Raw genomic sequence first — 26952 nt, forward strand, 5'->3', positions numbered from 1 at the left:
TCATTTATTCTATAGCAGTATTATGCAATTTCGACAATCAGGCAAACAACAAAGGAAGTATTCAAATATGAAATTGTTAGTAGTTGAAGATGAGCAAAAAACAGGTGAGTATCTTCGTCAAGGTTTAGTTGAATCTGGATTTGTTGTTGATCTAACAAACAATGGTCTTGATGGTTATCATAGAGCGATGACAGAAGATTACGATTTAATTATTTTAGATGTCATGTTACCTGACATTGTGGGTTGGAAAATTGTTCAGTCACTGCGTGAGGCTGGCAAAGATACCCAAATTATGTTGCTCACTGCCATGGGCAGTGTTGAGGATAAAGTAAAAGGCCTTAACTTAGGTGCAGATGATTATTTGGTCAAACCTTTTTCGTTTGCTGAATTACTGGCTCGGGTTAAATCCTTGCTTCGACGTAATGTCCCACAGGTTAATAATTCTCAATTGAGTATTGCTGATCTAGTCATGGATCTTCCTAAGCGCACGGTAACACGTGGCGATAAGCGCATTGATTTAACCAATAAAGAATTTTTATTATTAGAGTATTTTTTACGTTACCCAGGTGAAGTATTACCACGTTCCTTAATCGCTTCTCAAGTTTGGGATATGAACTTTGATAGTGATACCAATGTCATTGATGTCGCAATTCGACGCTTACGTAATAAAATTGATGCTGATTTTGAGCCTAAATTAATTCATACAGTCCGCGGAATGGGGTATAAGTTAGATGTCTTGGATGAACCCGAATAAGTTAATCTCATTACGTTTGCCTCTTATTGTTTGTTTAATAACGTGTGGTTTACTTTATTGCTTCAGCTTTCTAATTGAACGTTCTTTTGAAAAACTTTCAATTCAGCAAAATGTGTCCGAACTTAATTCGGTTATTGACTCTATTGAGCGTGAGCTTGTTTATTATTCTCCCGACGAGAACCGTGATGAGTTTATTCAAAATTTGTTATTAATTTTGACAGGGCACCATCGGTTATTTGTTTATATTATTGATGATCAGGGAAAAATAGTCTACCGAACTCGTGGACCCAATCTAGCTTTTGCTAAAACTCAAATTGATTTTGATAACATTGTTGAAAATCACAGAACAGATATTTGGAATCAAGATAAATCATCATATCGAGTTGCGGCCTCATATGTTGCCATTGAAAATGGCAAGCGCTATACCACAATCGTTGCTATTGGTCGTGATCTACAGATTGAATTTATTCGACGTTTACGTGACGGTTTAGGTTTACTTATTGGTATTGCTTGTATTTTGGTATTAATTGGTTCTTTTATTAGTATCTATTTTACCCAAAAACCGATTAATCGATTGATTAAAAAGATTGAAAAAATTAACCTTAAAAGTTTGAATTACCGTATCCCTACTTCTTTAGTGCCAATTAAATACGTAAGTTTGGTCAAAGCATTTAATGATATGCTTAATCGTATGGAGGATGTGTTTCATCGGCAACGCAATTTTACAGCGGATATTGCCCATGAAATGCGAACTCCAATTACTAATCTAACTACTCAAACGCAAATTGTGCTCAATAATGCTAGAACGACAGATGAATATCGTGAGATTTTATACTCTAATTTGGAAGAATATGAAAAAATGTCACAGATGATTTCCGATATGCTGTTTTTGGCTCAAGCAGATAATCGCCAATTGGTGCCTAATTTAATTGATATTGATTTACATAATATGATCACATTAATGTGTGAGTATTTTGAGCCACTGACTGACGAGAAAAATATCACTTTCAACCTTGGTGGTAATTGTTCTCATATTCAAGGTGATAAAATGATGTTGGGACGAGCAATCAGTAATATTTTATCTAATGCTATTCGTTATACTCCAGAAAATCAGGTAATAACCATAACATTAAAGCAAGTGAATGAAAAACGTGTGCAAATTGTTATTTCTAACCCAGGTAAAAAAATTGACAGTAAGCATTTGCCACATCTTTTTGACCGATTTTATCGCGTTGAGGAATCACGCCATCGTAACGGAAATGATAGCGCAGGCACTGGAATAGGGCTTGCGATAGTTAAATCTATTATTGAAACGCATAAAGGTACGATTTCTGCCGAATCTGACGAGCAATCGACACGCTTTATTATCAATTTACCAACTGCTATTTAACATCAAAGTCACTAATCAATAAATTAGCTGCTGCATAAGCAGCTTTATCTTTTAGTTCTTGTGGTACAAGGTCGTTAAGCACAACTTCATTTAACACTTGCATGACAGCACCTAAGGCATCTTCAATATAACCGAGATCATTACTGCCAATTTGTGCGTATTTTTCATAAATAAGATCGCTATATTTTTTCATTAAATTCGCTCCTTGAGGTGCCGTTATAAAAAATTAGTCAATTGTTGGTAAACTTGCTCGGCTTGAATAGTTTGCATCATTTTTTCGTTTGAGATAATGCTAAATTGGTTTTTTCCATAACCACCAATCAAATTTGGATCAGTTTCACCAAATAAAGTGATATTTGGGCGATCTAGTGCTGCGGTTAGATGGCTTAATCCGGTGTCTACTGAAACCACTGCTTTTGCCCCAGCAATAATGGTTGCTATGTCGGAAAGCGATAGTTTGGGTAGCACTTCGACGTGTTTAAACCCGTGAGCTAGTCGAATTGCCCGTGCTTGCTCATGTGGCGCTCCCCAAGGTAATTTTATTTTTAAGCCTGTTGGTTCAACCAGTTTGATCAAATTTCGCCAGGCTTCTTCATTCCAATGCTTTTCATCTCGCGTTGTTGCGTGTAAAAAAATCAAGTATTGCTGATTATCATTGGGTAATGAAGATAAAAAATGTTGAGCAATTGCATAATCGCCAATTGAGTCAGGCTGTTTGTATTGTAGGCTTTGTGCAAACAATAATCTAATGCGCTCAATAGCATGCATTTGTTTCGGTATGCTGTGTTTTACATCATAAAACCAACTTGCAATGGGTTCTTTTATGCTTTTTCGATCTAAACCATGTTTAATGCCACGTGCTTTGCGTGTGATTAAAAAAGCACTCTTAATTAACCCTTGTGCATCAATTATACAGTCATATTCTTGCTGGCTAAGTGTTTGGATAAATTTATGGCGTTCTTGACGAACATTTTTAGCAAACCAATTTTTTCGCCAACGTCTTATCGCAACAGGAATTACTCTATCGACGGCAAAATGCCAGTTAGGTATTTGAGTAAAATTTTCTTCAACTACCCAGTCAAATGTGATGTTAGATAAGCTATTGGCTGCATCGGTCAAAGCTGGTAATGTATGTAGTACATCACCCATTGAAGATGTTTTAACAATTAATGCACGCATTATTCATTACTCTTTTGACAACGCATAATAAGATTCATTAATGTTTCAAAAACACTATCTGGCTTAATATCAATTAAACTTTGATGATAACCTTGCTCGGTATCACCTCTACGAACACGATGGTATCCAGTCATTAAACGGATAATTTCTGCCTTATCTGATAGCGGCGGAGTAAAATCAGGGCTACTTGGCCCATAAAGAGCCACCAATGGTTTATTTAACGCAGCTGCCACATGCATTAATCCAGAATCGTTAGTCACAATTGCTTTACAAGCTGCAATTAAACTAACGGCTTGTTCTAATTGAGTTTGACCGGCCAAATTAATGCATTTATTTGCATAGGTCATTTTTGCCATAATCTGTTCACCTACATTTTTATCATTTGCTGAACCAAAAATAATAATTTTGGCATGCTGTTTAACAAGCATATCGGCAAGTGTAGCGTAATGATAATCAGGCCAACGTTTGGCAGGTCCAAATTCAGCACCAGGGCAAAAACCAATTAAAGGCTCTTCTTGAGTTATTGAAAAGGTTGATAGAGCTTGAGTTATTTCATCCTGCTTGACATTGAGCTTTGGCCACAATAGCGGATGTGGTAAATCGGAAGCTGAATGAATTTGATCTTTAGGATAAGCAAGCGCAATATAGCGTTCAACCATTAATGGAAAAGCTTGTTTATCAAGTTTACGTAAGTCGTTTAATATTCCATAGCGCATTTCGCCTTTCCAACCAGTGCGTTTAGGAATTTTTGCAAAAAAAGGTATCAATGCTGACTTGAATGAATTGGGCAATACAATGGCCTGATCATAATGATTATTTCGCAGTGATTTACCTATCTCACGACGTTTTGTTAAAGCAAACTCACCATGACCCAATGGCATTGTAATTGCTTGATTCACCTCTGGCATTCTATTTAATAGTGCAGAGCACCAAGCTGGTGCTAGCACATCAATTTCGTTACTGGGATCAAGTTGTTTTAATGTACGATATAGGCTTTGCGACATCATCATATCGCCAACCCATGAAGGGCCGATAATGAGTGTTTTCATTTGATCAGATCCTTTTTATTGCTCATTTAGCCATTTCATATATTCTGCGGTGCCTTCTGCAACAGTTTTAAACTCGATTGGGCATTTTGTCTGCCTAAATTTAGTTAAGTCAGCCTGCGTATAGCTTTGATAGCGTCCTTTTAGGTGTTCAGGAAAAGGAACATAATCAATTTCATCTTTTTTACGGTAATTAAGCACTGCATCGGCAACAGCTTGGAATGATTCTGCTCGGCCTGTTCCACAGTTATAAATCCCCGAGATTTTATTTTTCCAAAACCATAAATTGACCTCAACCACATCACTGACGTAAATAAAGTCACGTTTAAAATTATCGCTACCAGTAAATAGTTTCGGTTTTTCGCCTTTATTAATTTGTTCATTTAAATGAAATGCGACACTGGCCATACTGCCTTTATGTGATTCGCGAGGTCCATAGACATTAAAATAACGGAATCCGCAAACTGGCGAGTTAGCTTGTGGTAATAGGCCTCTTACATACTGATCAAACAAGAATTTAGAATACCCATAGACATTTAATGGTTTTTCATAAGCGCGATCTTCAATAAAGTTATCACTGCGCCCGCCATAAGTGGCGGCAGAGGAAGCATACAAAAATGGAATGTTGAAGTCTAAGCAGTAATGCAATAAATCTTTGGAATAGTCGTAGTTATTTTCCATCATAAACTTGCCATTCCATTCAGTGGTTGATGAACAAGCACCTTGGTGAAATATGACATCAATATCAAGATCTTCATGACTGATAATGGCTGTAATAAATTCATCTTTATCCATATAATCAGCAATATCTAAATCAGTCAAATTGGCAAATTTTGTGCCATCAGTTAAATCATCAACAACCAAGATATTTTTATATCCTTGGTCGTTTAAACCTTTAACAATATTACTACCAATAAATCCGGCGCCGCCTGTTACCACGATCATGTTTATTTTCCTTAACCAATAAAATCAATCCGCTTATGATACCGATTTATGGCAAAATTTTCGAGTAATCATTTTAAAAAACGTGAATGAAAGCCAGACTATTTAGAAAATTATCTTAATTTTGCTGTAACCAGAATATATCTGGCCAAATTAAGATAAGGCTCAGTTTGGCAGTACTTTTGTTCAAGTTCTAATAGTTGCTCAAAGTGAGTTTCAGCTTTGGCTTTATTGGCAAGATAGTCGTGGAAAATACGAATGCCTGTTTTTTGTAGGATGGTAAAATCGATTTGATTAAGCCATTGATATACATCAATGGGTTCTCTTGGAAAGTCGGGCGAAAGCGTCTTTTTTTTGCGCTTAGCTAAACCTGCTTGTGTATAGCCAAAATTGCCTAATGTGACAGTTTTAAATAAAAGGGCATGATAGTTATAAAACATTAACGATAAGTAGCCATCGGGTTTAAGATGTTTTTTTAATGCTTTTAATAATGCAATTGGTTCAGCGATCCATTCTAATACAGCATGACAAATAACTAAATCAAAAGGTTGGTTAATTAAGCTATCAAGCTGCTGAATCGGGCAGCAAAGACAATTTATCTTTACGTTTTCCATCTGTGCTTTTTGTTTAGCAAGCGCTAACATTTGTTCTGAGATATCGCAAAGTGTGACTTGATGCCCAAGTTTTGCAAGACGGCAGGCAATTTGACCTTGCCCTCCGCCCGCATCAAGTATGGTTAGTGGCCTATTAGGTGGGTAGGTTGCTAGGATCTCTTCTAGTGTTTGCCAAACTATCGCTTCGCGAATTTTACCTTTGGTTGTGCCATAAATGTTTTGTGCAAACTTGTTGCTGATATCATCAAAATTGCGATCTTGTTTATTCATAAGTTATTTTTGATTGTTTAACTGTTTTGCTTCATCATTTATTTGTGCTATTTTGTTTGCCATCTTCGTGTAGCATTGTTCCATTAATGCTCTAGCATCTTCTTTGCATAGATTTTTGGTTTCAATTGGTTCTAGCATTTCAACAATCATATGGCCATTATTTAAACGGTTTAATTTAATGTCATTGGTTTGCGATACACAAATTGGCACAATTGGTACACCAGCAGCAATTGCTGCTTTAAATGCACCTGTTTTAAATGGCAATAGTCCTCGACCACGGCTACGAGTGCCTTCAGGAAACATCCAGATAGATATACCGCGTTTCTTAATTTCATTGACGACTTTTCCGATTGTATTGCGCGCTTTTGATTTATTGTCTCGATCAATAAGAATATTGCCTGTAAGATAGTAAAGTTGCCCAAAAAAAGGAATCCAAGCTAAGCTTTTTTTACCTACGGTAACCGTTTTGGGCTGTAGTACATTAGCGGCTACGATTACATCGTAATTATCTTGATGATTAGCGATATATACGCAACTACCTAATTTATCAATATCAGGATAGATGCGAGTATCAACCTTTATACCCATTATGGGTTTAAAGACAAACCCAAACAAATGAGCAAATCTTGCTACATTTTTGGGATTTCTTGGGTTAAGTAGACAAAAAATGATGCCTAAGACACAAATGATAATACCAATTATTACAACGCTAATTAAGCGAAAAAGAAATACCATAATTTACCTCATAAGTTGATTTGGCGTATTATATACATAATCTGAGTTAATATACAGTTTGTTAAAAAACAGTTATTCAAGGAGGTTTATGCATAAATCGACTATTATTTGGGATGAAAATCAGATACCTGTTTCTACTTATTTTGATGATGTGTATTTTAATACGCAAGGCGCAATTGATGAAACAAAGTATGTATTTATAGATGGTAATAATTTACAGCAACGCTTTGTTGAGCATAACAAAGATACCTTTGTTGTTGGCGAAACAGGCTTTGGCTCTGGATTGAGCTTTTTGATCTTATGGCAATCTTTTTTGCATTTTAGGCGTCATAACCCAGAACATATACTTAAATACCTTACTTTTTTTAGTATCGAAAAATACCCACTATCGTTAGATGAATTAATAAAGGTTCATGATAGTGTGATTTCTAAAAATAAAACACTATTTTTGTTAGCTAGGCGACTTCAAAACGGTTTAATTAACTCTTCTTGCCAGTTTGATAATGTCAGTTTAGCGATATGTTATGCTGATATCAGCCATTTTTCGACATTTTTAACTAAACAAAAGGTACTTGTTGATGCTTGGTTTTTTGATGGGTTTTCGCCAGCAAAAAATCCAGATATGTGGACAGAATCATTATTTAAAGATTGTTATGCATTAACCGCCTTAAATGGCTCATTTGCCACTTTTACTGCGGCTGGATTTGTGCGGCGAAATTTGCTTAATGCAGGATTTAACGTGCTTAAACGTAAGGGTTATGGGGTTAAGCGTGAAATGTTAATTGGTTATAAAGATAAGCAGCCTTGCCAAGGAGTTTGGCAAGGCAAAATGGTTATTTAAGTTTTATTCAGCTTAAAAATCAAATTGATAAATTAGATCTAATGTTTGCGCTAAGCTTGATGTGGCATCTAAATAGAGGCTCGGCATTAAACGATAACGTAAAGTAAATGTAGCTAATGAATCAAATATACCAACGCCATATTTGAGTTGCAAATTAGGTAATATATAACCGCTAACCACAACTTTAGAGCTATTGCCTGCGCCTTGTGTATCAAGTGTTAGATTTTTGATACCAAATAGGTTACCGATATCGCCAACATATTTACCTGTTTTTGCTGTGCCAATACCAACTAGCAGTGCTGTCATCATGTCGCTATCACTTTGTTCTGCGCTATCAAGCCCTTGACCGCGAATTATGTAGGAAAGGGCTTCTTGTTGTGACATAGCTGGGTCTGAGAATATTTCAATTTTAGGTGATTGAGACGATCCAGTAACGCGAATTCCCGCCATGATATTGCTATTATCCATTGATTCAGGATTGCGTATAGCTTCAATATCAAGCCTAGCTTGATCTGCCGATCCTGAGAATGTGATAATGCCTTTATGAATAATTAAATCTTGCCCATAGGCGTGGAACCGACCTGTTGGTATCAACACTTCTCCATGCAGATCAAGTCCTTTATTGGTTTGTGTCGCAATCAGATTACCTTTAAGAGAGGCATTTAACCCAAATGCATCAACAGTGACTTTATCTCCAATATTGATCTCAAGATGGCTAAAGATGTTCATGCCAAATTTTTGTGGTTTAATTTCTTTTCGATTTGTATCAAGCATAACTTCATCAGGAGATACATCAATGCTTGATGGCGGAAGTGATTCAACCGTTATTTTCCCTTTTGGTATGTTAACTTTACCTAATAATGTTAATTCGTCTTGTGTCGCATTGATTTTAATATCTGGAACAATGGCCATAACAATCATTGGCGGCACCGAAACTTCCATAGCAGCCCCATTCACGGTTAACGAAGCTTGCCATTTGTCAAAGGTATTCCAGCTGGCATTACCATTAATATTAACATTGCCTGCTTGCGTAGCTAAAATACCTTTTAATGTGGATGATTTCCCATTGAAATTGATATCAACTTTGGCTGATTTAATATCAATGGGTAATTGACTTGACTTTATTTCGCTATGTTTTAAGCCAATACTTCCAGTTAGTAACGGATCATTTAGTGATCCAGAAAATTTAACCGTGCCATTAATAGCGCCTTTAGCATAATCTTTGCTATCCAATAACGGATTAATAATTGCTAAAGCTAATTGATTGATATTTAATTGACCACTTAATTTTTTTTGTTTTACTGGATCAGTGATAACAAGGTTACCATTGATTTTTCCTAGCTTATTTAAACTAAAATGCCAATCGAGTTTGGCTTGTTGCTCATTAAACTCAGCCTCTATTTTAAAAAGATCGAAAGGTAGAGGCAGCGCTTTTGAGGTAAGCATTTGTTGAATATAAACATCAGAGCTAGTTATATTGGCTTTGATTGATGGTAGCATACTATCATGATTAAATTGTATGATGACTTTACCATTAACATTACCTGCAAGTTTGGTTTCACCATCGGTTGGAATGGGCAATTTAGACAGATTAATCTCTTTTAAGGTAATGCTTGTATTGGTATTATTAGTTAATGATAATTGTTTATCAAGACAAATACTTGACTGATTATTATTCCAACAGTGGGCATTAATACTGGGCACTTGATGGGCTACATCATAAGATAAGTCCACTGATTTAGTGAGCTGCCAATTGTTATTATTGCCTAAGTGAAGTAGGGCATGAGGAATCGTTCCGTTCCATTTTGTACGCGCTTTATTCAGTTTTCCTATTAACGAAGTTTTCAATGATGCTGGTTCACCATCAATATCAACCGTTAAAGTATGAAGGTTTTCACTGCCAGATAGTTCAATATTGGCTTTTTTGATTGTTTGACCAGGTAGCTCTATTGTTTGAGCCGTTAACTTCATGTTGCCACTGGCTTGGTTTTTATATTCCACTTTGCCTGTAACATTGGCTTTAGCTATTTTTATTGTATCGAAAGATAGTGAATTAATGGTTAAATTCGTGTCTACGATTGCATTATCAGATGTGCCATTGAGTTTTATATTTCCAGCAATAGATCCTTGCATACCATCAACTAATAGCGGTAATGATTCAAGATTCAATTTTGCTAACAAGTTGCCTTTATCGTTCGCCCCATTTAAACCTATCTGATTTTTACCCCATTTAATTGCAAGATTATTTGCAGTAACTTTATTTTCGGAATTACTAGACATACTACCAGATGCAAAAAAATCAGCATGATTAATATTACCTTTTAACTGTACGTCGGGTAAATTAAACGCCCATTTACCCTCTTCAAGCTTACCAGTTGTTTTTAATAGACCATTTAATCGAATAGGATAACTTGGTAGCTCGTTAGTGAGATCGACATTATTTAGCTTTATGCTTGTATCCCATTGTAATGCTTGTAGCCAACTTATATTTCCCGCTACATTAATTTCCCCATGCGGTAATTTTATGTTGGCACGCTCTATCATTGCGTCTTGGTTGGTTCCTGTGCCCACAATCTCAAACTTGGTATTGGCTAGTTCTTGTCCCTTTATATTACCTTTGGCTGACAGTTGATACTGTTTTACATTCCCCTTTATTGATGTTGAAAAATCATCTAGCTGGTATTGCGCTGATCCCTCAATTGGCCATTGAATATGCTTACCTTCAAGTTGAGCCATTATAGGTAAGTATTTTTCAATAAAATTAAGGTGCCCACTCATAGCCATTTGATTTAAACCACTCATCTTTATATTAGCTAATAGTTCGCCAAGCAATTTTCCTGAAAACTGAGCATTTAATTGGTTTTGTTCAGTATTCGCTTTAATTAATGCTAGTACAGGCCAGTTATCGTGTAATGTAATTTCGCCCGAGGCAGAAGTATGTCCATTGGCATAAGGGGTGCTAGCATCAAATTCCACTTGTTTTACAATAATGTGACTATTGACAATATCGGTTTGAATAGCAACGTTATTAAATCGATAATCTTGTCCACCAATATGTAATAACCAATGATTACCGGTTAAACTTGTGACATTAATATCTAATGGGATATTAACTTGGGGCAATGAATCAATTAGCGGTTGATTAAAAATCTCGGTAATTTTTTCATTAAGTGCAATGTCTTTGTCTGTTGTTGTTACGGTTTGATTTGTCAGTGTTTTATCCGCAAAAATAGCACTTAGATCTGTTGCAACAGCAGGGTAAACATAAATCTGATTATTTACCCATGTGGCTTTCCCTGTAAAGTCTGACATGCCAAATTGCATATCATCAACAATAACCTTGACATCCGTTAGGTGGGTCTGTTTAAGATCTATCGGTAATGGTGTTTTGAGCTTGAAGAGGTTTTCTTCATTAGGTTCACTTGTTGGCTCACTTGATTCACTTGGCGAACTGCCAATTTGTTCGGTGTTAATGGAAACTTTTACCCCATTGGCATTAAATTGATCTACACACACTTCTGTTTTTAATAAGCAAAGCCCAGAAAGTGACAATGAAGCCTCATTGACTTGAACATTAACACCTGGTAATTCAAGGGAGAACCCTTGTATATGTAGATCATGAAACGTACCCTCAACTTGGGCAATTTTTAGCTCGGGTAAAAATTTATTTAAAACATAAGTGGTTATTTTGACACCTAAACTTGTGTAGATAAGTAGAATAGTAAAAACAGTGAGAAAAACGATAACTGATAAAATGGCAACGCTTCGTTTTTTCCATTTACGTATCCGTTTTAATTTTTTTACTTTTTTAATTCTAGCTGTGTTGTTATTCATTTTATAATTCACTTCCTAAACCAATATATAGGTGAATAGAACCGCTTTTTTGGTTAAGTGGCGTTGCTAAATCGACTTTTATTGGGCCAACAGGTGAAGCCCAGCGAATGCCGATCCCCGTTCCTGTATAGAATTTAGTTCTATCAACTTTGTCAATAGCTTCTCCTGTATCGACAAATGCGGCTCCCCACCATGAGCCAGATAAATTATATTGATATTCAAGTGAGCCAGTGATAAGTTTTGAAGCTCCTTTTAACTTGCCTTTTTTATCTTTAGGTGAAATAGATTGATAACTATAACCTCGAATACTACGTTCACCACCAGCAAAAAATCTAAATGACGGTGGAACACGGTCAAAATTGTTTGCTTGTATAATGCCAAAATTCCCACGAGCTATAAATCGATGGGATTTTTGTAACGAGCGAATCCATGCGTGTTGTGCTTGAAAGCGCATCAGATTAATATCAGAGCCTAATGATTCACCAGCAGCTTCAAGCGAATAACGTTGAGAATCTCCCCACATTGTTAATAAATTACCGTCAGAACGAATTCTAGATAAGCTAAGTGATGGATAATATAAAAATGTTCTAAAGCTAGCATCGCCTTGGGTAAAATCATCACGTAATACATTAAAACCTAAAGCGGTTTGCCAACCATAAAAATTATCCCAGTTGCGTAAAGCGCCAAACGTATAAGATTGTGAGTAAGTATCATTATTATCAATCTTTTTATAACCCCCTTGAATGGTGTAATACTGTTCAAGTGGTGATTTTTTTAAGGGAATTTTATAACTCATCGTAACCAATTGTTCTGGCGAGGATAGCGATAAATTGCTTTGAAAACTCTGTCCACGGCTATTGAGCCATGGTTTGTTCCAGCCAATTTTTCCGTGCACACCGTTATCTGTTGAAAATCCTAATCCAAGATCCATATTATTTTTCTTTCTAGGCGATGTATCGACATCAATTGGGAGTATTTTACCTTCTGTTAAATGAGGAAAGTCAGGCACAACTACAACTGAGTTAAACCAGTTTGTTGAGGTAAGGCGCCTATTTAATAATGACAACTGCTCTGCCGTATATTCTTCGCCCTCTTTAAATGGCACAATATTAGCTAAATAATCTTTACGGATTTTGGCATTATGAAAAGTGACTTTACCAAATCGATAGCGTTTACCCGTTGTATAATCAATATTCCAAAAAGCTTGATGTTCAGACAGTAAAACCGCTAACTGATGCTTGGGCATATTGGCATCAAAGTAACCTTTTTTTAGTGATAAATCTTGCAGGTTTTTCTTAAATGATTCATAAACACCATGATTTAATATATCACCGATTTTGGGTAAGTTGTTTTTTTGTAAATATTCAAAATCGGGATCGTGTTGACCTTCACCAGTAATATTCACATTGAGTTGCTTAACGAGCACAGGCTCGCCTGGTGATATATTGACAACAAGAACTTTAGGATTTTGCGCGTTATACTCGAAAGTCGGTGAATAATAACCTAATGCACGAAGCGATTTTTGCACTTCATTTTCAAAATAACGCTTAAAATTGGGTGTATCATCAATTTTATTGGGGGCGATTAATGATATACGAGCATCGACATTGTCAGCAAGTTCACCTGATAATCCCTTAATTGATAACTTCATATCAGCATAACTTGATGTAGCGCATATCACTAAAAGCAAGCCTAATGACCAAGAAAATCGTGACACATACACCTCGATATTTGTTAAGATTCAAGTAATTTTATATGTCCAATATAAGGCAAATGGCGGTAATGTTGTGCATAATCAATACCATAGCCAACCACAAACTCATCAGGAATGGAAAATCCAATATATTTTACGGGTACGGCTACTTCACGACGTGACGGTTTATCTAATAACGTACAAATTTCAATGCTACGCGGATGACGTAATTTTAAAATCGCCATCACCTTACTAAGCGTATTACCGGTATCAATAATATCTTCGATAACCAACACATCTTTATCACGGATATCTTCATCTAAATCCTTTAATATTTTGACGTCCCGATTACTTACCACCGCATTACCATAACTTGATGCTGTCATAAAATCGACTTCGTGTCCAACGGTAATGGCTCGGCTTAAATCTGCCATAAAGATAAATGAACCACGTAAAAGTCCAACTAAGATTAGCTCATTTTGGCTATGTTGATAATCTTTACTGATTTGTTGACCTAACTCGATTACTCGTTTTTGGATATCATCTGATGATATCATCATGCTTAATTCGTGTTTTTTCATTAATAATGCTCAAGTTAATTTTCAAAAAAATTTAATTAGATTCTAGCAATTTTCCTTGATAAAAAGAATAAGCAAACTTACTTTTTATCAAACTATGGTAAGAATGAATTTTAATATTTTATACTGAAATGCTTAGTTACCTAAAACCGTCTGACCACTCTCTTTAACTTTCTTTTTTTGTAAACGCCGTTTTTTAAAAAAATCACTTAAAATAGTACTACATTCATTAGCCAGCACTCCGCCAGTAACTTCAGCATAGTGATTGATACTTGGATAAGCAAGAATATCAATAAAAGAACCTGCGGCGCCAGTTTTGTAATCGCTTGCACCATAAACAACACGTTTAATACGACTATGAATAATGGCACCAGCACACATAATACAAGGCTCAAGCGTGACATAAAGAGTTGTATTGATTAGGCGGTAGTTAGTTAAAAGTTTTCCTGCTTGCTCGATAGCCATAATTTCAGCATGAGCCGTAGGATTATGTTTACTTATGGGTTGATTATAGCCTTCACCCATAATTTGATTATGTTCATTAACAATTACCGCACCTACAGGTATTTCGCCTATAGATTCGGCATGTTTAGCAAGCATTAATGCATGTTGCATCCAATATTCATCTAACATTTTACGACTATAGGTTATTGAGATTTAACACATCACGCATGTCATATAAACCAACGGGTTGTGTGGCAAGCCATAGTGCTGCACGCACGGCACCATTGGCAAAGGTCATTCTACTCGACGCTTTATGGCTAATTTCAACCCGTTCGCCAATGTCTGCAAAGATAGCGGTATGTTCGCCAACAATATCACCTGCTCGAATAGTAGCAAATCCAATAGCGCCTTGTGGTCTTTCGCCAGTATGACCTTCACGACAATAAACAGCACGATCGTTTAAATTGCAATTAAGTGCATCGGCAATCGCTTCGCCCATGGCTAATGCGGTGCCTGATGGTGCATCGACTTTATGGCGGTGATGGGCTTCAATGATTTCAATATCAGTATAATTACCCATGATTTTGGTTGCTTTTTCTAATAGTTTTAGCACTAGGTTAACGCCAACACTAAAGTTTGCAGCAAAAACAATAGCAATTTTTTTTGCTGCATCGGCAATCGCTTGTTTACCTGCCTCATCAAAACCGGTGGTGCCAATAATCATCATTTTTTTATTTTCGACACAAAATGCTAAGTGAGTCAGCGTACCTTCTGGGCGGGTGAAATCAATCAATACATCAAACTGATCTTTTGCTTGTTGTAAATTATCAGTAACTTTAATGCCACAAATACCGATTCCAGCCAGTTCACCTGCATCACTACCAAGCAACGATGAGCCTTCGCGCTCAAATGCTGCACCTAAAGTCACGCCTTCGATTTGTGCAACGGCTTGGATGAGCTGTCGTCCCATTTTTCCGCCAGCACCCGCAATTGCGATACGAATCATATTTGTTGACATATAACTTTCCTTAACTTTTTATGGCTATAGATAAATAAATATTATAGCGGAAAATAAGCAACTTATACATAATGTCAAATTTAAATACTACAAATTTCGAGCGCTTTTTATTTAAAAAGAGGTGAAAATTATGATGCGATCTCCTTGGTATTTTGGTTGGAATATTGTTATTGCAGCCTCGCTTTTAACGTTGCTTTCTAGCGGATTAAGGATGAGCATGGGCGTATTTTTTCTTCCCATTGCAAACGATCTTGGTTTTAGTCGCAGCGTACTTTCTGGCATTATTGCTATTGGTATGCTTTTTTCGGGTATCGCCACGCCAATAGCGGGATATTTAGAGAGTAAATATGGCACTCGCTTTGTGCTCATATTAGGATCAATCATTATTATTGCCTCAACGGTTTGGTCTGCGAACTCTCATGATTATTGGAACTTTTTCTTGTCTTTTGGTATTGCGTTATCTTTTGGTACTTCTTTTGTCGGTTCTGTCAGCTTTACGCCTATTGTGGCGCGTTGGTTTATCAAACGAAGAGGGTTAGCATTATTTATTCTATCAACAGGCAGTATGGCTGGCATGGCGGTGATGTTACCTGTTTTTGCTTTCTTCATTCCAATTTATGGTTGGCAAACCACACTAGTTTCGTTTGCGGTGATCTTCATGATTATGGCATTGCCTATTGCCTTTTTTATTATGAAAGATAATCAATCTGAAATTGCAACACCGAATATAGATCCTGTTATCAATCAAAAAACAGATGATAGCATCAAACTTATGGACGTATTAAAAACACGTCCATTTTGGCAGCTAAGCTTTGGGCTTTTTACCTGTGGTTTTAGTATGAATTTATTAGGAACACATGGTGTTCCAATGCTGGTTGATCACGGATTTGATTCAATCACCAGTTCTAACGGTATAGGTTTAATCGGTTTAGTCGCTATTTTTAGCACCCTAGTGTTGGGGTATCTTTCTGATATAGTGCAACGAAAAAATATTTTAATGATGGTTTATTTAATCCGAGGATTAGGTTTTATTGCTCTTATTTTAGCATCAAGCAAATGGCAGCTTTTTACTATCGCAGCAGTAGGAGGGCTGGTTTGGGCGGGCGCTTTGTCATTATCGGGCATAATTACCGCTGATATTTATGGAGTAAAGCTTGTCGGATTACTTTCTGGATTAACCTATTTTTTTCATCAAGTGGGCGCAATGATTGGCTCATGGCTTGGTGGATGGGCTTATGATAATTTACATACCCACTTAGTTGCCTTTGGTACGGCTAGCATCTTATTGTTGATGGCGGCTGTGACTGCTTATTTCCTTCCTAAACAATTACCGCTTGTCGCAAAACACGCAAAACAATAGCTTAAAACAGATGGACGTCAAATTGCGTCCATACCTATCTATAAAATTTTTAGATAACTTTTATAAAACTTTTAATAGTTCAACATCAAAAATTAATGCGCTGTATGGTGGAATTGATGCGCCAGCACCTTGAGCTCCATAGGCTAATTCTTGAGGAATATATAAGCGCCATTTTGACCCTTCAGGCATAAGTTGTAGCGCTTCTACCCATCCTTTAATTACACCGTTAACTGGGAACTCAGCAGGTTGACCACGCTCTACAGAGCTATCAAATACCGTGCCATCAATTAATTGCCCAGTATAATGAACTTGAACGTGATCGGTCGCTTGAGGTAAAGCACCGTCGCCTTGTTTAATGATTTCATACTGTAGACCAGATTCAGTTGATTTAATACCATCTTTTTCAATGTTTTTAGCAAGAAAATCTTTACCTGCTTGAGCCATTTTTTCGGCTTGTTTGGCTTTTTCTTTCGTTGCTTGTTCATGCACATGGCGTAATGCATCATGTAGTTCTTGTAAAGGCAGGGCAGGAGGGTTACCCGCTAAAACATCTTCCATTGCAAGTTTTAATGCATTAAGCTCTAAATTATTTAATCCTGAGTCTTTTAATTGTTGCCCAATTTGTAATCCAATAGCATAACTTGCTTTTTGCTCTGTTGTCTCTAATTTCATTTTTTACCTTTTATTATTAAAAATAATGTTTATTGTGACGCTATTAAGTTGGTTGATACCACAACAAAAGTCAAGCAATAATTCGCATGATGGTCTGATGTTAGCTTAGCTTATTAGCTAATTGTGAAAGAATTTATCAATTTGGCTAGCACTTAGATAAAATATCAGCGATAATATAAATTATAATTTTTTTTATGGATAATTTTAGATGCTGTTTCGTAAATTTACCGCCTTTGCAATTGTAGCAAGTGTTTTATTAACGGGATGTTCAGTTGTTGAACGTTGGGTATATAGACCAGATATCAACCAAGGTAATTATGTAACACCAGATGCTATTGAGCTATTACAAGTTGGTCAAAGCAAAGAACAGGTTGTCTTTATTATGGGCTCACCAATGTTAACTTCTGTTTTTGGTGATAACATTTGGTATTATATTTTCCGCCAGCAACCACAACATGGTGGCGTTAGCCAAAGAAATTTTGCTATCTATTTTGATGAAATGGGCATAGTAAAAGATATCAAAACCACAGAATTAGCGGGTTCTAAATCGTTAGAAGAGATGAACAAACAAGGTATATCAGATCCAATTGATGTCAAATCTGATGATGAGAATTCTACTCCTGAATCTTAAAAAAATAAAAGCCTCGTTAAATCATGAGGTTTTTTGATTTATACTATTTAAACATAAAAAAATTACAATTTTAATTATTAATACTAGCCATTACTTAAAAAAGAAAGAATAGTGATAATAATTGAAGCGATAGATATAATTAGAAAATATTTCCAATAGCCATGAAGATTTTCAAGAGCAAAGCCCCCAACCTATTAATTATCAGCTTTTTCTAACTCTTTTCTGCTTTTTGTCTCTGTATGTCGATTTAATCTGCTAGATCTTTGACATGTACCATTCTCAGTTTTTTTGCCGTTCATCTAGTTTTCATACCGAGGTTTCGTTCTGCTATTTAAAATAGAGGTATTGTTGGTGTGTTAAATTTACCGATTAATAAAAACACGGTATTTATTCTAATACTCCACTTTAAATTTTTAAACTTTCATAAACAATATAAAAAGTGTATTATTAATAAAAATCAATAAACAAGACAGGAAATCCTTATGTTGAAAAAATTAATATTAACCGCAATGTTATTTTCCACTGCTGCACACGCTAAATTTATTCATCCAATGGACTTTGATGGTTCAGAAGCTCAAAAGGAAGAAGTTATGGAATATATTAAGGATAATGTTAAAAAAGACTATTGTGGTAAATTAGATATGTGCCAAGCATCAAATTTAAGAATGATGGAACGAGAAAATTTAAATGCATTTAAAAAAGCGACTCAAGCAAAAAATAGAAAAATAATGGATCGAGTGATCCGCGATTATTGTACTAGTGGTCTAGATATGTGTAGCTATATCAATATACAAATGATGTATGAAGAAAATAATCAAGCCGACAATGAGACATTATCTTGGTAGATGATTCTTTTTGTTTGTGTTGTTCCTGATTTTAAAGAGCTCGATATTCTCATATGTTACGTTTATATAAAACGCGGGTTCAATATCAATTTTCATAATTGAGTTAAATATACGTAATAGAGGTTGATCAGTTACCACTCACTAAAAAATTTTACTAATTTTGATAAAAAAGTAACCTTGGCATTTGTTAGCTGGTTAGATAAATATTTGCTATATATCAAGTTCCTATACCTTATATGCGCCAAGATACCTAAAAATGGTTTGCATGTTCACGAGCCCAATTAAAATTTTTCGTAGTTTCCAAGCTTTATCAGCATCTTTATATATTTTCTTCGCTTCCAGAGAATTGACAATTTCTTTTTTTTATTTTTCTTATGCTGTGTTTAGTCATTTTCTATCATCTCTTTTCGGTTGATAGCAGTAGGTTTAGTTCTTGATACCGCTAGGCATTCTACAATATTCAATGATGTGATGGGCATTTAGAGTAGATAATTGCATACTTGCAATGTCAATATTGATGAAAATTTACACAATATATTATTTTTAATAATGTCCAGAATTGCTCTATTTCCGATAATTGGTTTGTAACCCATACTTTTATTATTTGTTGCTTGCTAAATACTTTTGGCTGATGATTAATTATCTTGGCTTTTTTATTTCAACGGTGCAACGATAGTGAGGTGTTTTGTCTGCACGGACAGGTTTATCTATGATACAATAAGCCTTAAATTATTTGCTTTAAATTATTCTTCCTATTGGCGTGGGAGTTTAATAATGAAAAAATATATCAAAATAGGCAAAAATAACCTTTTGAGATAATTAATAAAAGCTGCTATAAACATTGGTGTATCAATGAATTCAACCCTTAACAAATTTTCCATTGCTCCTATGCTGGATTGGACCGATAAGCATTGTCGCTATTTTCATCGAATTTTAACTAAGCAAACATTGCTGTATACCGAAATGGTAACAACAGGGGCAATTTTATTCGGTAAAGGCGATTATTTAGCGTTTAATCATGAAGAGCACCCAGTCTGCTTACAATTAGGCGGGAGTGATCCAAAAGCGTTAGCGCAATGTGCGAAATTAGCACAAGAGCGTGGTTATGACGAAATCAATTTAAATGTGGGTTGTCCATCCGATCGTGTACAAAATGGCATGTTTGGTGCTTGTTTAATGGGAAAAGCTGATTTAGTTGCAGACTGTGTTGCACAAATGCAAGATCAAGTTGGTATTCCAGTCACAGTAAAAACCCGAATTGGCATTGATGATTTTGATAGCTATGCTTTTTTGTGCCAGTTTATTGAAAAGGTGATGCCTTATACTAATACATTCATTGTACATGCGCGTAAAGCCTGGTTATCGGGATTAAGTCCTAAAGAGAATCGTGAAGTGCCACCGCTTGACTACGACCGTGTTTATAAGCTAAAACAAGATTATCCTCATTTAACCATAGCTATCAACGGTGGTATAAAAACAATGGATGAAATAAAACACCACTTACAATATGTTGATGGCGTAATGGTAGGGCGAGAAGCATATCAAAACCCTTGGTTATTGACTGAAATCGATTCGAAAATTTTTGGTGAAAAGCCCTCTGTCATCGCCCCGATATTGGCTATTCGTGCTCTTTATCCTTACATTGAACAGCAGTTAGCACAAGGTGCTCAGCTTAACCACATTATGCGTCACACTTTAGGCCTCTTTAATGGGTGTAAAGGTGCAAGACAATGGCGACGTTATCTTAGCGAAAATGCGCACAAAAAAGGAGCTGGAGTCGATGTGGTAGAACAAGCTTTAATGTTTATAGAATAGTTTTTATCGAATAGTTTTTATAGAATGGTTTTCCTAAAATTGTCATTATATTCGCTTATAATGACAACAATTGCACGCAGTTAGTGTATCGTTATATACTAGCCCACAATTTCTCTAATGGTTTTTATCTAGTGCGTTTAAATTCAAGTCAACAAAAAGCGGTCGAATATGTTTCAGGTCCTTGCCTTGTTTTAGCGGGGGCAGGATCAGGAAAGACGCGGGTTATCATCAATAAAATTGCCTATTTAATTCGGGTGAAAGAATATTTACCCCGTCATATTGTCGCAGTAACTTTTACTAATAAAGCAGCACGTGAAATGAAAGAACGTATTGCCCAATCGCTTAGTAAACAAGAGGCCAGAGGGCTGAAAATTTCCACATTTCATACTCTAGGATTAGATATTATTCGCCGAGAGTACAAGCATTTAGGTATAAAATCTAACTTTTCATTATTTGATGATCATGATCAAATAGCGCTACTTAAAGAGCTGACTCATCAATGGTTAGAGGGTGATAAGGATCTGATAAATCAGTTACGTGCAACAATCTCAAATTGGAAAAATGATATTGTTGACTCCACTCTTGCTATGGCCCGAGCGCAAACCAACAAAGAAAAGCTATTTGCCCATTGTTACCTGCTTTATGAAAAACAGCTAAAAGCATGCAGTATTTTAGACTTTGATGATCTGATTTTAATGCCCACACTGCTATTAAAAAATAACGAACAAGTGCGGGAAAAGTGGCAAAATAAAGTGCGTTATTTATTGGTTGATGAATATCAAGATACCAATACAAGCCAATATGAATTTATCAAATTGCTGGTTGGTAGCCGAGCTAAATTTACCGTTGTTGGTGATGACGATCAATCTATCTATTCTTGGCGTGGCGCAAGACCAAAAAATTTAGTATTACTCAAACAAGACTTCTCCCATTTAGAAGTGATTAAACTAGAACAAAATTACCGATCATCAGGTCGAATTTTAAAAGTAGCAAATATTTTAATTGAAAATAATCCACATATTTTTGAAAAAAAACTGTTTTCCGAACTGGGTTATGGTGACGTATTAAAAGTTATTTCTGCCGATAGTGAAGAGCACGAAGCCGAAAAAGTGATTAATGACCTTATTGGCCATCGCTTTGCTAATAACAGCCAATATGGCCAATATGCCATATTATATCGTGGCAATCATCAGGCAAGACTGATTGAAAAAATGTTAATGCAATACCGAGTGCCATATCGAATCTCTGGTGGTACATCGTTTTTTTCGAGAATTGAAATTAAGGACTTGATGGCCTATTTGCGTTTATTAACTAATCCTGATGATGATAATGCCTTTATTCGCATCATTAACACACCCAAACGAGAAATAGGTCCTGCAACCATTCAAAAACTGGGCGAATGGGCTAATCAGCGAGGAGTGAGTTTATACCAAGCAAGCCATGATATGGGCTTGACCGAGTTTCTATCTGGCAAACGCATGGAATCATTACAAGTTTTCATTCACTGGTTTGATACACTTATTCAAAAAACACATACAGAACCCATGAATGCTATTTATGAACTACTGCATGGCATTCATTATGAAAGTTGGATTTATGAGACATCCGCATCACCAGCAGCAGGGCAAATGCGCATGCGCAATGTTGAACAGTTGATTAGTTGGTTAAATGATATGTTACAAGGCGATGATATTGATGAAGCGATGACGCTTGAGCAAGCAGTTGCCAGATTTACCCTGCGTGATATGTTAGAACGTAACGAGACTGAAGAAGAGCTCGATCAGGTTCAACTCATGACATTGCATGCCTCTAAAGGATTGGAATTTCCTTATGTTTATTTGATCGGCATGTCTGAAGGCTTATTACCCCACCAAACCAGTATTGATGAAGATAATATCGAAGAAGAACGACGTTTAGCCTATGTCGGTATTACGCGAGCACAACGTGAACTCACCTTTTCATTTAGTCGGCAACGAAAACAATTTGGCGAAACGCTGCAAGTTGAACCGAGCCGATTTTTATTAGAGCTACCACAAGACGACTTAGCCTGGCAAGATCAGCGTAATGCGTTATCACCCGAAAAAAAAATGCAACAAGGCCAAAGTCGGTTAGCGATGTTAAAGGCGCAAATAGCCAAAGCGAAATAATCAACGGTCAATAATCAAAATTAAATAACTAAATAATTAAAAATCATTATTATCTAAGGAACAATAAACGATAAAGTTTATCATTACAGCTATTTTAATTTTTACCTGCTGCTTTGCCAATGCGACAGAGTTAAAGTCTAAAACTTATAACCTGCGATTTTTTACCTTGCTTAAAAAATTTCAAGCCGAAAAAAACTTACCAAGGCTTGATACAGTAACAGGGAAAGAAATACTCAGTCAATTTACTGATCCTAAACTTATTGCGGATTTGTCAAAAGATAAGCTAGAAGAACAACTGAATATCACCAATTATATTAATTGGTTAGTTGAAACCTATTTAACTTTTTCACTCAATGAATTAAACACGATAACGGAGCAAGATATTCACTAATAATCTAAAACGATTTCAACCCGAAGTTATTTTATTAAGTAATTTTAATATAGAATATTTTGCTGCAATATCGCCATATGTTAACCAATTTTATGAAGAATTGCCAGATTCGGAAAAGAGTGCGCTAACACTACTTAGCGTTAACGCGATGCAATCTGAAATGCTAAAATATTATGCAGGCGGATTAATGTGGATGGACTTACCAGATTGTTTAACCGACCAATCTAAACTGAAAATCGTCACGATGCTAGCAAAATCTGCTGAAAATTATGCAAAATATATACCTGAATCAGAAAAGGCCAAAATTATCGAAAATTCTGAAAATTTGATGACCAAACAACATCAATTTAAATCACAGTTATCACATATTATCGAAGTAATGAAAAAGAACCAATGTGAAACATTATGCCAAATAACCCCGCGAAATGAGAACAATATTTATATAAATTAGATAATTAAAACAAAAGGTTATTAATGAATAATAGGATAAATAATTTTTAAAGATACGATATGTTTTGGAATATAAAAAATTAATCCTAAGTAATGATATTCGTTACCATGATCAAAATAATAAAAACTCAATTGGTGATATTTTGTTAATCTAATATAATAAACAATTAAAAATCATTGACGGATAGAAATAGCTTTATATAATACACATCGTCTAATCAACAAATCCTATCTAAGTCTCCTTAGCTCAGCTGGATAGAGCAACGGCCTTCTAAGCCGTAGGTCACAGGTTCGAATCCTGTAGGGGACGCCATTTAATTATTAAGACAATCAATAAGTTACGCTATGCTTTAAAATCTAAAGGAAATCTCACTGCTTAAGTTAGGCTAAAACGCTTATACTGTTATTTTTATTAATGTTGATTATTCTGTAATAGTCTTTATGTTTATCTATTTCAATGATCAACAGTTGGCTATTTGGCAGTGAAACCAGTCGAGTAAAACCCGAAATTAACACAGCAATTTCCTAATACTATTCCACCAGAACAACAGCGAATCCAGCAAGCGGTAAATGAAAGGATTTATCGAACAGGGGAAAGACATCAAGCGATTTATTCAAAGCTTCATCAGCAATTTAAAATTCCACGCTACCAAGATCTGTTAGTAAGTTTGATGAAGCTATAGAGCGGTTGGGTGGTGTATATTCTCGAAGCTGTTTATCTAATGAAGATTGGTATAAATTAAATCGACTATTATTTGTTGCTAATTATATGAGAGAAAAAATATAGTTAATTGAACCAGCAAGATTGATTGTCAAAAAGTAGACGATGCATATAATTACAAATCATTTTACTATAAGCAGGAATAGATTATTGCCAATTATCTGGCATAACTAACTAAAAATTATTCAGGAAACCAATTGATTTTATTTAATTTTTTTGAGTGATAGTGAAAGGTTAAATTAATGCTTTTACAACAAACCTACCTTATTTTAACTCTATGCCTAAAATTATTCATACACTAGAAATGGAGCTACAAATTATAGTAATAAAAAAAGCGTGAAATATACAATAAAACACTTGACTGTTTAAACGTTTAAATATATGATATGCACATGATGCGGTTTTAAGCGCACAGAATTTAAGTCCGCTAAAATAGTTGGGCTTTTTTTGTTTCCATATGTAAGTCATTTTATGAGAGCACGAGCATATAGACGACATCAGGCTAAGCGATGTTTAGATAACAGAAAGCATGATTTTCATTCTGGCAATACTAGAAAATCGCTTAAAAAGCATGTAATAACACCGGTAGCCTGTTCTTGTTGGATGTGTGGTAATCCAAGAAAATATCATAAATCATTAACTTTACAAGAGCATCGCTCATTATTGAATTTAAAAGAAAGCCTCATCTAGAGGCTTTTTACTATTTAGACAAAACTTTATAGATAAAACCTCATAGACAAAGCTTTACAGTATCAACCATAAATTAAACTTGCAAACTATCTAAGTTTTCACTTGTTTACATTAATTAATGCAATCTTAACCACCTTGATTTTTTAAGATTTTATTGTTATAGTTAAGATCAAAAGCGGGGTTCTCCTCGCCTTTGATACTACTAAAAAGCTGGAAACTTAAAAGGAGTAGAAGAACAATGATTAGTATTTTCATTTTTCTTCTTATCCCAACTTAGATCGAGGGTTTACTTTCTCAAGTTTCTTGCTTGGTACTTATAGTTAATTGAGTGCGATGATTTTTAATTAGAACGCTCGATATTTTTATTTATTTTGGAGTTGTTTTTTAAACGGATTTATGAAAAAGTTTATCATCTCGCTTGTGCTTGTTTCTTTTTTTGCTAATTCAACACAAAACTTTAATACAGCAAAAACCCAATTAACTAAATTGTATAAATCAAACCCAAAACAAACTGAGTTTTATTGCGCTTGCGAATTTAGCTTTAACGATAAAAAGGGCGTTGTTGATTTTGGTAAATGTGGTTACAAACCCAGAAAAAATGAAGCTCGAGCCTCTCGCATAGAATGGGAACATGTCATGCCAGCCGAAAATTTTGGACGCCATTTACAATGTTGGCGAGATGGTGGACGTAAGGCGTGTAAAAAAGATGCTACGTTTAATCTGATGGAAGGTGACATGCATAATCTACAACCTGCAATTGGCGAAATTAACGGTGATCGTTCTAACTACCGATACTCGCAATTCACTAATCAATTTAATCAGTATGGACAATGTCAATCTGCAGTTGACTTTAAATATCGTCAATTTCAACCACGTGACGAGATTCGAGGCATAATTGCACGCACTCATTTTTATATGTCAGATAAATACAACATTAACTTATCAGATTCTGAGCGCAAATTAATGACAGCGTGGAATAAAATGTATCCGTCTGAACAATGGGAATGCAAGCGCAATCAACAAATTAAACAAATTCAGGGTAATGATAACAAGTTTATTACAAAACAGTGTAATAAATAATTAGGTTTATCAATGGCGTGTTGATTTAAATGCGTTATATTTGCTGCAAATAGTTAGCTGTAAGCCCTATTAGAGATAACAGCGTTTTTATTACTTGGATTTTAAATAGCTATTGACTATTGATAATTAAGATTTTATCTTTTTTTTATTTCGGAGGATGAAATGAACGATTTGTATGTCGAGTGTTTAAATATGTTACCTGCTATCACACGGGGAATTATTGTAACAACTATTATATTAGTAATGTTAATACCAGAATTTGTAAAAAAAATAGCAATACCTGCCATATCATTTTTTTTAAATAAAATAATTAATAGAGAAAAAAGTAGAATATACGCAATTAGTAAAGATAATTCTTTAAATGAAGAAGTAGTTAAAGAATGTCATACAGAGTTAATGATTTTAGCGGAAATGGAACTAGTACAATCAGCAGATAGAAAGATTGGTGTTTATTTTTATGAATTAATTAACTTGTTAAAGCACATTGTGTCCTATAATAAATTTAAGCGATTATATCCTTATTTGTATTTTATAAATAATGAAATATTGATAAATGATAAAAAAATCAAAAATAAGCGGTATAGTAATTATTTATGGGCTGTATTCTGCTTTATTGGAATGGCTATTTTTTCTTTTTTATATATCTATTCTAGCACCAATACAAACATTCAATCGCCAGTTTTATTTAATATATTATGCCTACTTTTAATAGTGTTAAGTGAACTATCTGGCTTAATAACTTTAAATTTAGTAATAAAAAAGAAAGAAATAGATGAATTTAATCATATTAAGAACCTTTATCATGAAAGGGT

The 26952-nt window shown here is 35.2% G+C and carries 24 protein-coding genes and 1 tRNA gene; 13 read left to right on the forward strand and 12 right to left on the reverse strand.

Features of this window, described 5'->3' with window-relative positions; all coding sequences use genetic code 11:
- The first annotated feature begins 67 nt into the window (after positions 1-67).
- Positions 68-754, forward strand: coding sequence for a heavy metal response regulator transcription factor (locus A9G41_RS05370; RefSeq protein ID WP_065567284.1), 687 nt, complete (start codon positions 68-70; stop codon positions 752-754).
- Positions 732-2144: a heavy metal sensor histidine kinase gene (locus A9G41_RS05375; protein ID WP_082259620.1), complete on the forward strand. Its 1413-nt coding sequence runs from the start codon at positions 732-734 to the stop codon at positions 2142-2144. The genes A9G41_RS05370 and A9G41_RS05375 overlap by 23 nt, the downstream gene beginning before the upstream one ends.
- Here the strand turns inward: A9G41_RS05375 and A9G41_RS05380 are convergent.
- From A9G41_RS05380 to A9G41_RS05405, 6 genes are all read right to left on the reverse strand, one after another.
- Positions 2137-2337, reverse strand: a complete 201-nt coding sequence (locus A9G41_RS05380) for a YaeP family protein (RefSeq protein WP_065580077.1) — start codon at positions 2335-2337, stop codon at positions 2137-2139. The genes A9G41_RS05375 and A9G41_RS05380 overlap by 8 nt on opposite strands.
- A 23-nt stretch (positions 2338-2360) precedes the next feature.
- Entirely contained in the window at positions 2361-3323 is a 963-nt protein-coding gene (gene rfaC / locus A9G41_RS05385) for a lipopolysaccharide heptosyltransferase RfaC (RefSeq protein ID WP_065582712.1), read from the reverse strand.
- The gene (gene rfaF, locus A9G41_RS05390) at positions 3323-4372 is read right to left on the reverse strand and encodes an ADP-heptose--LPS heptosyltransferase RfaF (RefSeq protein WP_065582713.1); all 1050 of its coding nucleotides are present in this window, start codon (positions 4370-4372) and stop codon (positions 3323-3325) included. Before rfaF ends, rfaC begins: the two co-directional genes overlap by 1 nt.
- A 15-nt stretch (positions 4373-4387) precedes the next feature.
- Entirely contained in the window at positions 4388-5314 is a 927-nt protein-coding gene (gene rfaD / locus A9G41_RS05395; RefSeq protein WP_065582714.1) for an ADP-glyceromanno-heptose 6-epimerase, read from the reverse strand.
- A 110-nt stretch (positions 5315-5424) separates the two neighbouring features.
- A complete protein-coding gene (locus A9G41_RS05400) occupies positions 5425-6195 on the reverse strand; it encodes a methyltransferase domain-containing protein (protein ID WP_065567263.1) in 771 nt (256 codons plus the stop codon).
- Positions 6196-6198: 3 nt separating this feature from the next.
- A complete protein-coding gene (locus A9G41_RS05405; RefSeq protein ID WP_065567264.1) occupies positions 6199-6930 on the reverse strand; it encodes a 1-acylglycerol-3-phosphate O-acyltransferase in 732 nt (243 codons plus the stop codon).
- Positions 6931-7018: 88 nt separating this feature from the next.
- On the opposite strand from A9G41_RS05405, the gene mnmD reads away from it, so the two are divergent.
- A complete protein-coding gene (mnmD, locus tag A9G41_RS05410) occupies positions 7019-7771 on the forward strand; it encodes a tRNA (5-methylaminomethyl-2-thiouridine)(34)-methyltransferase MnmD (protein WP_075539407.1) in 753 nt (250 codons plus the stop codon).
- A 12-nt stretch (positions 7772-7783) separates the two neighbouring features.
- Here mnmD and tamB read toward each other — a convergent pair whose 3' ends face one another.
- The 5 genes from tamB to dapB all read right to left on the reverse strand — a co-directional run bounded on the left by tamB (position 7784) and on the right by dapB (position 15338).
- Positions 7784-11605: an autotransporter assembly complex protein TamB gene (gene tamB, locus A9G41_RS05415; protein WP_075539408.1), complete on the reverse strand. Its 3822-nt coding sequence runs from the start codon at positions 11603-11605 to the stop codon at positions 7784-7786.
- A gap of 1 nt (position 11606) precedes the next feature.
- Positions 11607-13322: an autotransporter assembly complex protein TamA gene (gene tamA / locus A9G41_RS05420; protein ID WP_075539409.1), complete on the reverse strand. Its 1716-nt coding sequence runs from the start codon at positions 13320-13322 to the stop codon at positions 11607-11609.
- A 17-nt stretch (positions 13323-13339) separates the two neighbouring features.
- Positions 13340-13879 carry a hypoxanthine phosphoribosyltransferase gene (hpt, locus tag A9G41_RS05425; protein ID WP_065567268.1) on the reverse strand — a complete coding sequence of 180 codons (540 nt, stop codon included), beginning with the start codon at positions 13877-13879 and terminating at the stop codon, positions 13340-13342.
- A 132-nt stretch (positions 13880-14011) separates the two neighbouring features.
- The gene (gene tadA / locus A9G41_RS05430) at positions 14012-14509 is read right to left on the reverse strand and encodes a tRNA adenosine(34) deaminase TadA (protein ID WP_065582718.1); all 498 of its coding nucleotides are present in this window, start codon (positions 14507-14509) and stop codon (positions 14012-14014) included.
- Positions 14510-14516: 7 nt separating this feature from the next.
- Complete coding sequence (gene dapB, locus A9G41_RS05435) at positions 14517-15338, reverse strand: 4-hydroxy-tetrahydrodipicolinate reductase (protein WP_065588702.1); 822 nt, start codon at positions 15336-15338, stop codon at positions 14517-14519.
- A 130-nt stretch (positions 15339-15468) separates the two neighbouring features.
- Between dapB and A9G41_RS05440 the strand changes: the two genes are divergently transcribed.
- Positions 15469-16698, forward strand: coding sequence for an MFS transporter (locus A9G41_RS05440; RefSeq protein WP_065582720.1), 1230 nt, complete (start codon positions 15469-15471; stop codon positions 16696-16698).
- Positions 16699-16758: 60 nt separating this feature from the next.
- Here A9G41_RS05440 and A9G41_RS05445 read toward each other — a convergent pair whose 3' ends face one another.
- Positions 16759-17370 (reverse strand): FKBP-type peptidyl-prolyl cis-trans isomerase, encoded by a 612-nt coding sequence (locus A9G41_RS05445; RefSeq protein ID WP_065582721.1) that lies wholly within the window; start codon positions 17368-17370, stop codon positions 16759-16761.
- Between the two features lie 208 nt (positions 17371-17578).
- Here A9G41_RS05445 and bamE point away from each other — a divergent pair, with 208 nt between their 5' ends.
- The 9 genes from bamE to A9G41_RS05490 form a co-directional block, all read left to right on the forward strand.
- Positions 17579-18001 (forward strand): outer membrane protein assembly factor BamE, encoded by a 423-nt coding sequence (bamE, locus tag A9G41_RS05450; RefSeq protein ID WP_065588703.1) that lies wholly within the window; start codon positions 17579-17581, stop codon positions 17999-18001.
- A 482-nt stretch (positions 18002-18483) separates the two neighbouring features.
- Positions 18484-18846: a hypothetical protein gene (locus tag A9G41_RS05455; RefSeq protein WP_065588704.1), complete on the forward strand. Its 363-nt coding sequence runs from the start codon at positions 18484-18486 to the stop codon at positions 18844-18846.
- A gap of 852 nt (positions 18847-19698) precedes the next feature.
- Positions 19699-20661, forward strand: a complete 963-nt coding sequence (dusA, locus tag A9G41_RS05460; RefSeq protein WP_065588395.1) for a tRNA dihydrouridine(20/20a) synthase DusA — start codon at positions 19699-19701, stop codon at positions 20659-20661.
- A gap of 131 nt (positions 20662-20792) precedes the next feature.
- On the forward strand, positions 20793-22808 hold the full coding sequence (gene rep / locus A9G41_RS05465; RefSeq protein ID WP_065582724.1) for a DNA helicase Rep: 2016 nt from the start codon (positions 20793-20795) through the stop codon (positions 22806-22808).
- 166 nt (positions 22809-22974) lie between these two features.
- Entirely contained in the window at positions 22975-23199 is a 225-nt protein-coding gene (locus A9G41_RS05470; protein ID WP_075539410.1) for a hypothetical protein, read from the forward strand.
- Between the two features lie 160 nt (positions 23200-23359).
- The gene (locus A9G41_RS05475; RefSeq protein WP_179854679.1) at positions 23360-23650 is read left to right on the forward strand and encodes a hypothetical protein; all 291 of its coding nucleotides are present in this window, start codon (positions 23360-23362) and stop codon (positions 23648-23650) included.
- Positions 23651-23885: 235 nt separating this feature from the next.
- Positions 23886-23962: transfer RNA gene (locus tag A9G41_RS05480), tRNA-Arg, on the forward strand.
- 1494 nt (positions 23963-25456) lie between these two features.
- Positions 25457-26140, forward strand: a complete 684-nt coding sequence (locus A9G41_RS05485) for an endonuclease (RefSeq protein WP_075539412.1) — start codon at positions 25457-25459, stop codon at positions 26138-26140.
- Between the two features lie 162 nt (positions 26141-26302).
- Positions 26303-26952 (forward strand): hypothetical protein (locus A9G41_RS05490; RefSeq protein ID WP_143425417.1); only part of this gene is annotated, 650 nt, incomplete at its 3' end.

It is taken from the genome of Gilliamella sp. Nev5-1, assembly GCF_001690895.1.
Classification (GTDB): domain Bacteria; phylum Pseudomonadota; class Gammaproteobacteria; order Enterobacterales; family Orbaceae; genus Gilliamella; species Gilliamella apicola_C.

Excerpts from the sequence above, each read along its gene's own strand:
- A9G41_RS05370 (WP_065567284.1), top strand. The coding sequence starts at position 68 with ATGAAATTGTTAGTAGTTGAAGATGAGCAAAAAACAGGTGAGTATCTT.
- A9G41_RS05375 (WP_082259620.1), top strand. The coding sequence starts at position 732 with ATGTCTTGGATGAACCCGAATAAGTTAATCTCATTACGTTTGCCTCTT.
- A9G41_RS05380 (WP_065580077.1), bottom strand. The coding sequence starts at position 2,337 with ATGAAAAAATATAGCGATCTTATTTATGAAAAATACGCACAAATTGGC.
- rfaC (WP_065582712.1), bottom strand. The coding sequence starts at position 3,323 with ATGCGTGCATTAATTGTTAAAACATCTTCAATGGGTGATGTACTACAT.
- rfaF (WP_065582713.1), bottom strand. The coding sequence starts at position 4,372 with ATGAAAACACTCATTATCGGCCCTTCATGGGTTGGCGATATGATGATG.
- rfaD (WP_065582714.1), bottom strand. The coding sequence starts at position 5,314 with ATGATCGTGGTAACAGGCGGCGCCGGATTTATTGGTAGTAATATTGTT.
- A9G41_RS05400 (WP_065567263.1), bottom strand. The coding sequence starts at position 6,195 with ATGAATAAACAAGATCGCAATTTTGATGATATCAGCAACAAGTTTGCA.
- A9G41_RS05405 (WP_065567264.1), bottom strand. The coding sequence starts at position 6,930 with ATGGTATTTCTTTTTCGCTTAATTAGCGTTGTAATAATTGGTATTATC.
- mnmD (WP_075539407.1), top strand. The coding sequence starts at position 7,019 with ATGCATAAATCGACTATTATTTGGGATGAAAATCAGATACCTGTTTCT.
- tamB (WP_075539408.1), bottom strand. The coding sequence starts at position 11,605 with ATGAATAACAACACAGCTAGAATTAAAAAAGTAAAAAAATTAAAACGG.
- hpt (WP_065567268.1), bottom strand. The coding sequence starts at position 13,879 with ATGAAAAAACACGAATTAAGCATGATGATATCATCAGATGATATCCAA.
- tadA (WP_065582718.1), bottom strand. The coding sequence starts at position 14,509 with ATGTTAGATGAATATTGGATGCAACATGCATTAATGCTTGCTAAACAT.
- dapB (WP_065588702.1), bottom strand. The coding sequence starts at position 15,338 with ATGTCAACAAATATGATTCGTATCGCAATTGCGGGTGCTGGCGGAAAA.
- A9G41_RS05440 (WP_065582720.1), top strand. The coding sequence starts at position 15,469 with ATGATGCGATCTCCTTGGTATTTTGGTTGGAATATTGTTATTGCAGCC.
- A9G41_RS05445 (WP_065582721.1), bottom strand. The coding sequence starts at position 17,370 with ATGAAATTAGAGACAACAGAGCAAAAAGCAAGTTATGCTATTGGATTA.
- bamE (WP_065588703.1), top strand. The coding sequence starts at position 17,579 with ATGCTGTTTCGTAAATTTACCGCCTTTGCAATTGTAGCAAGTGTTTTA.
- A9G41_RS05455 (WP_065588704.1), top strand. The coding sequence starts at position 18,484 with ATGTTGAAAAAATTAATATTAACCGCAATGTTATTTTCCACTGCTGCA.
- dusA (WP_065588395.1), top strand. The coding sequence starts at position 19,699 with ATGAATTCAACCCTTAACAAATTTTCCATTGCTCCTATGCTGGATTGG.
- A9G41_RS05475 (WP_179854679.1), top strand. The coding sequence starts at position 23,360 with ATGCTAAAATATTATGCAGGCGGATTAATGTGGATGGACTTACCAGAT.
- A9G41_RS05485 (WP_075539412.1), top strand. The coding sequence starts at position 25,457 with ATGAAAAAGTTTATCATCTCGCTTGTGCTTGTTTCTTTTTTTGCTAAT.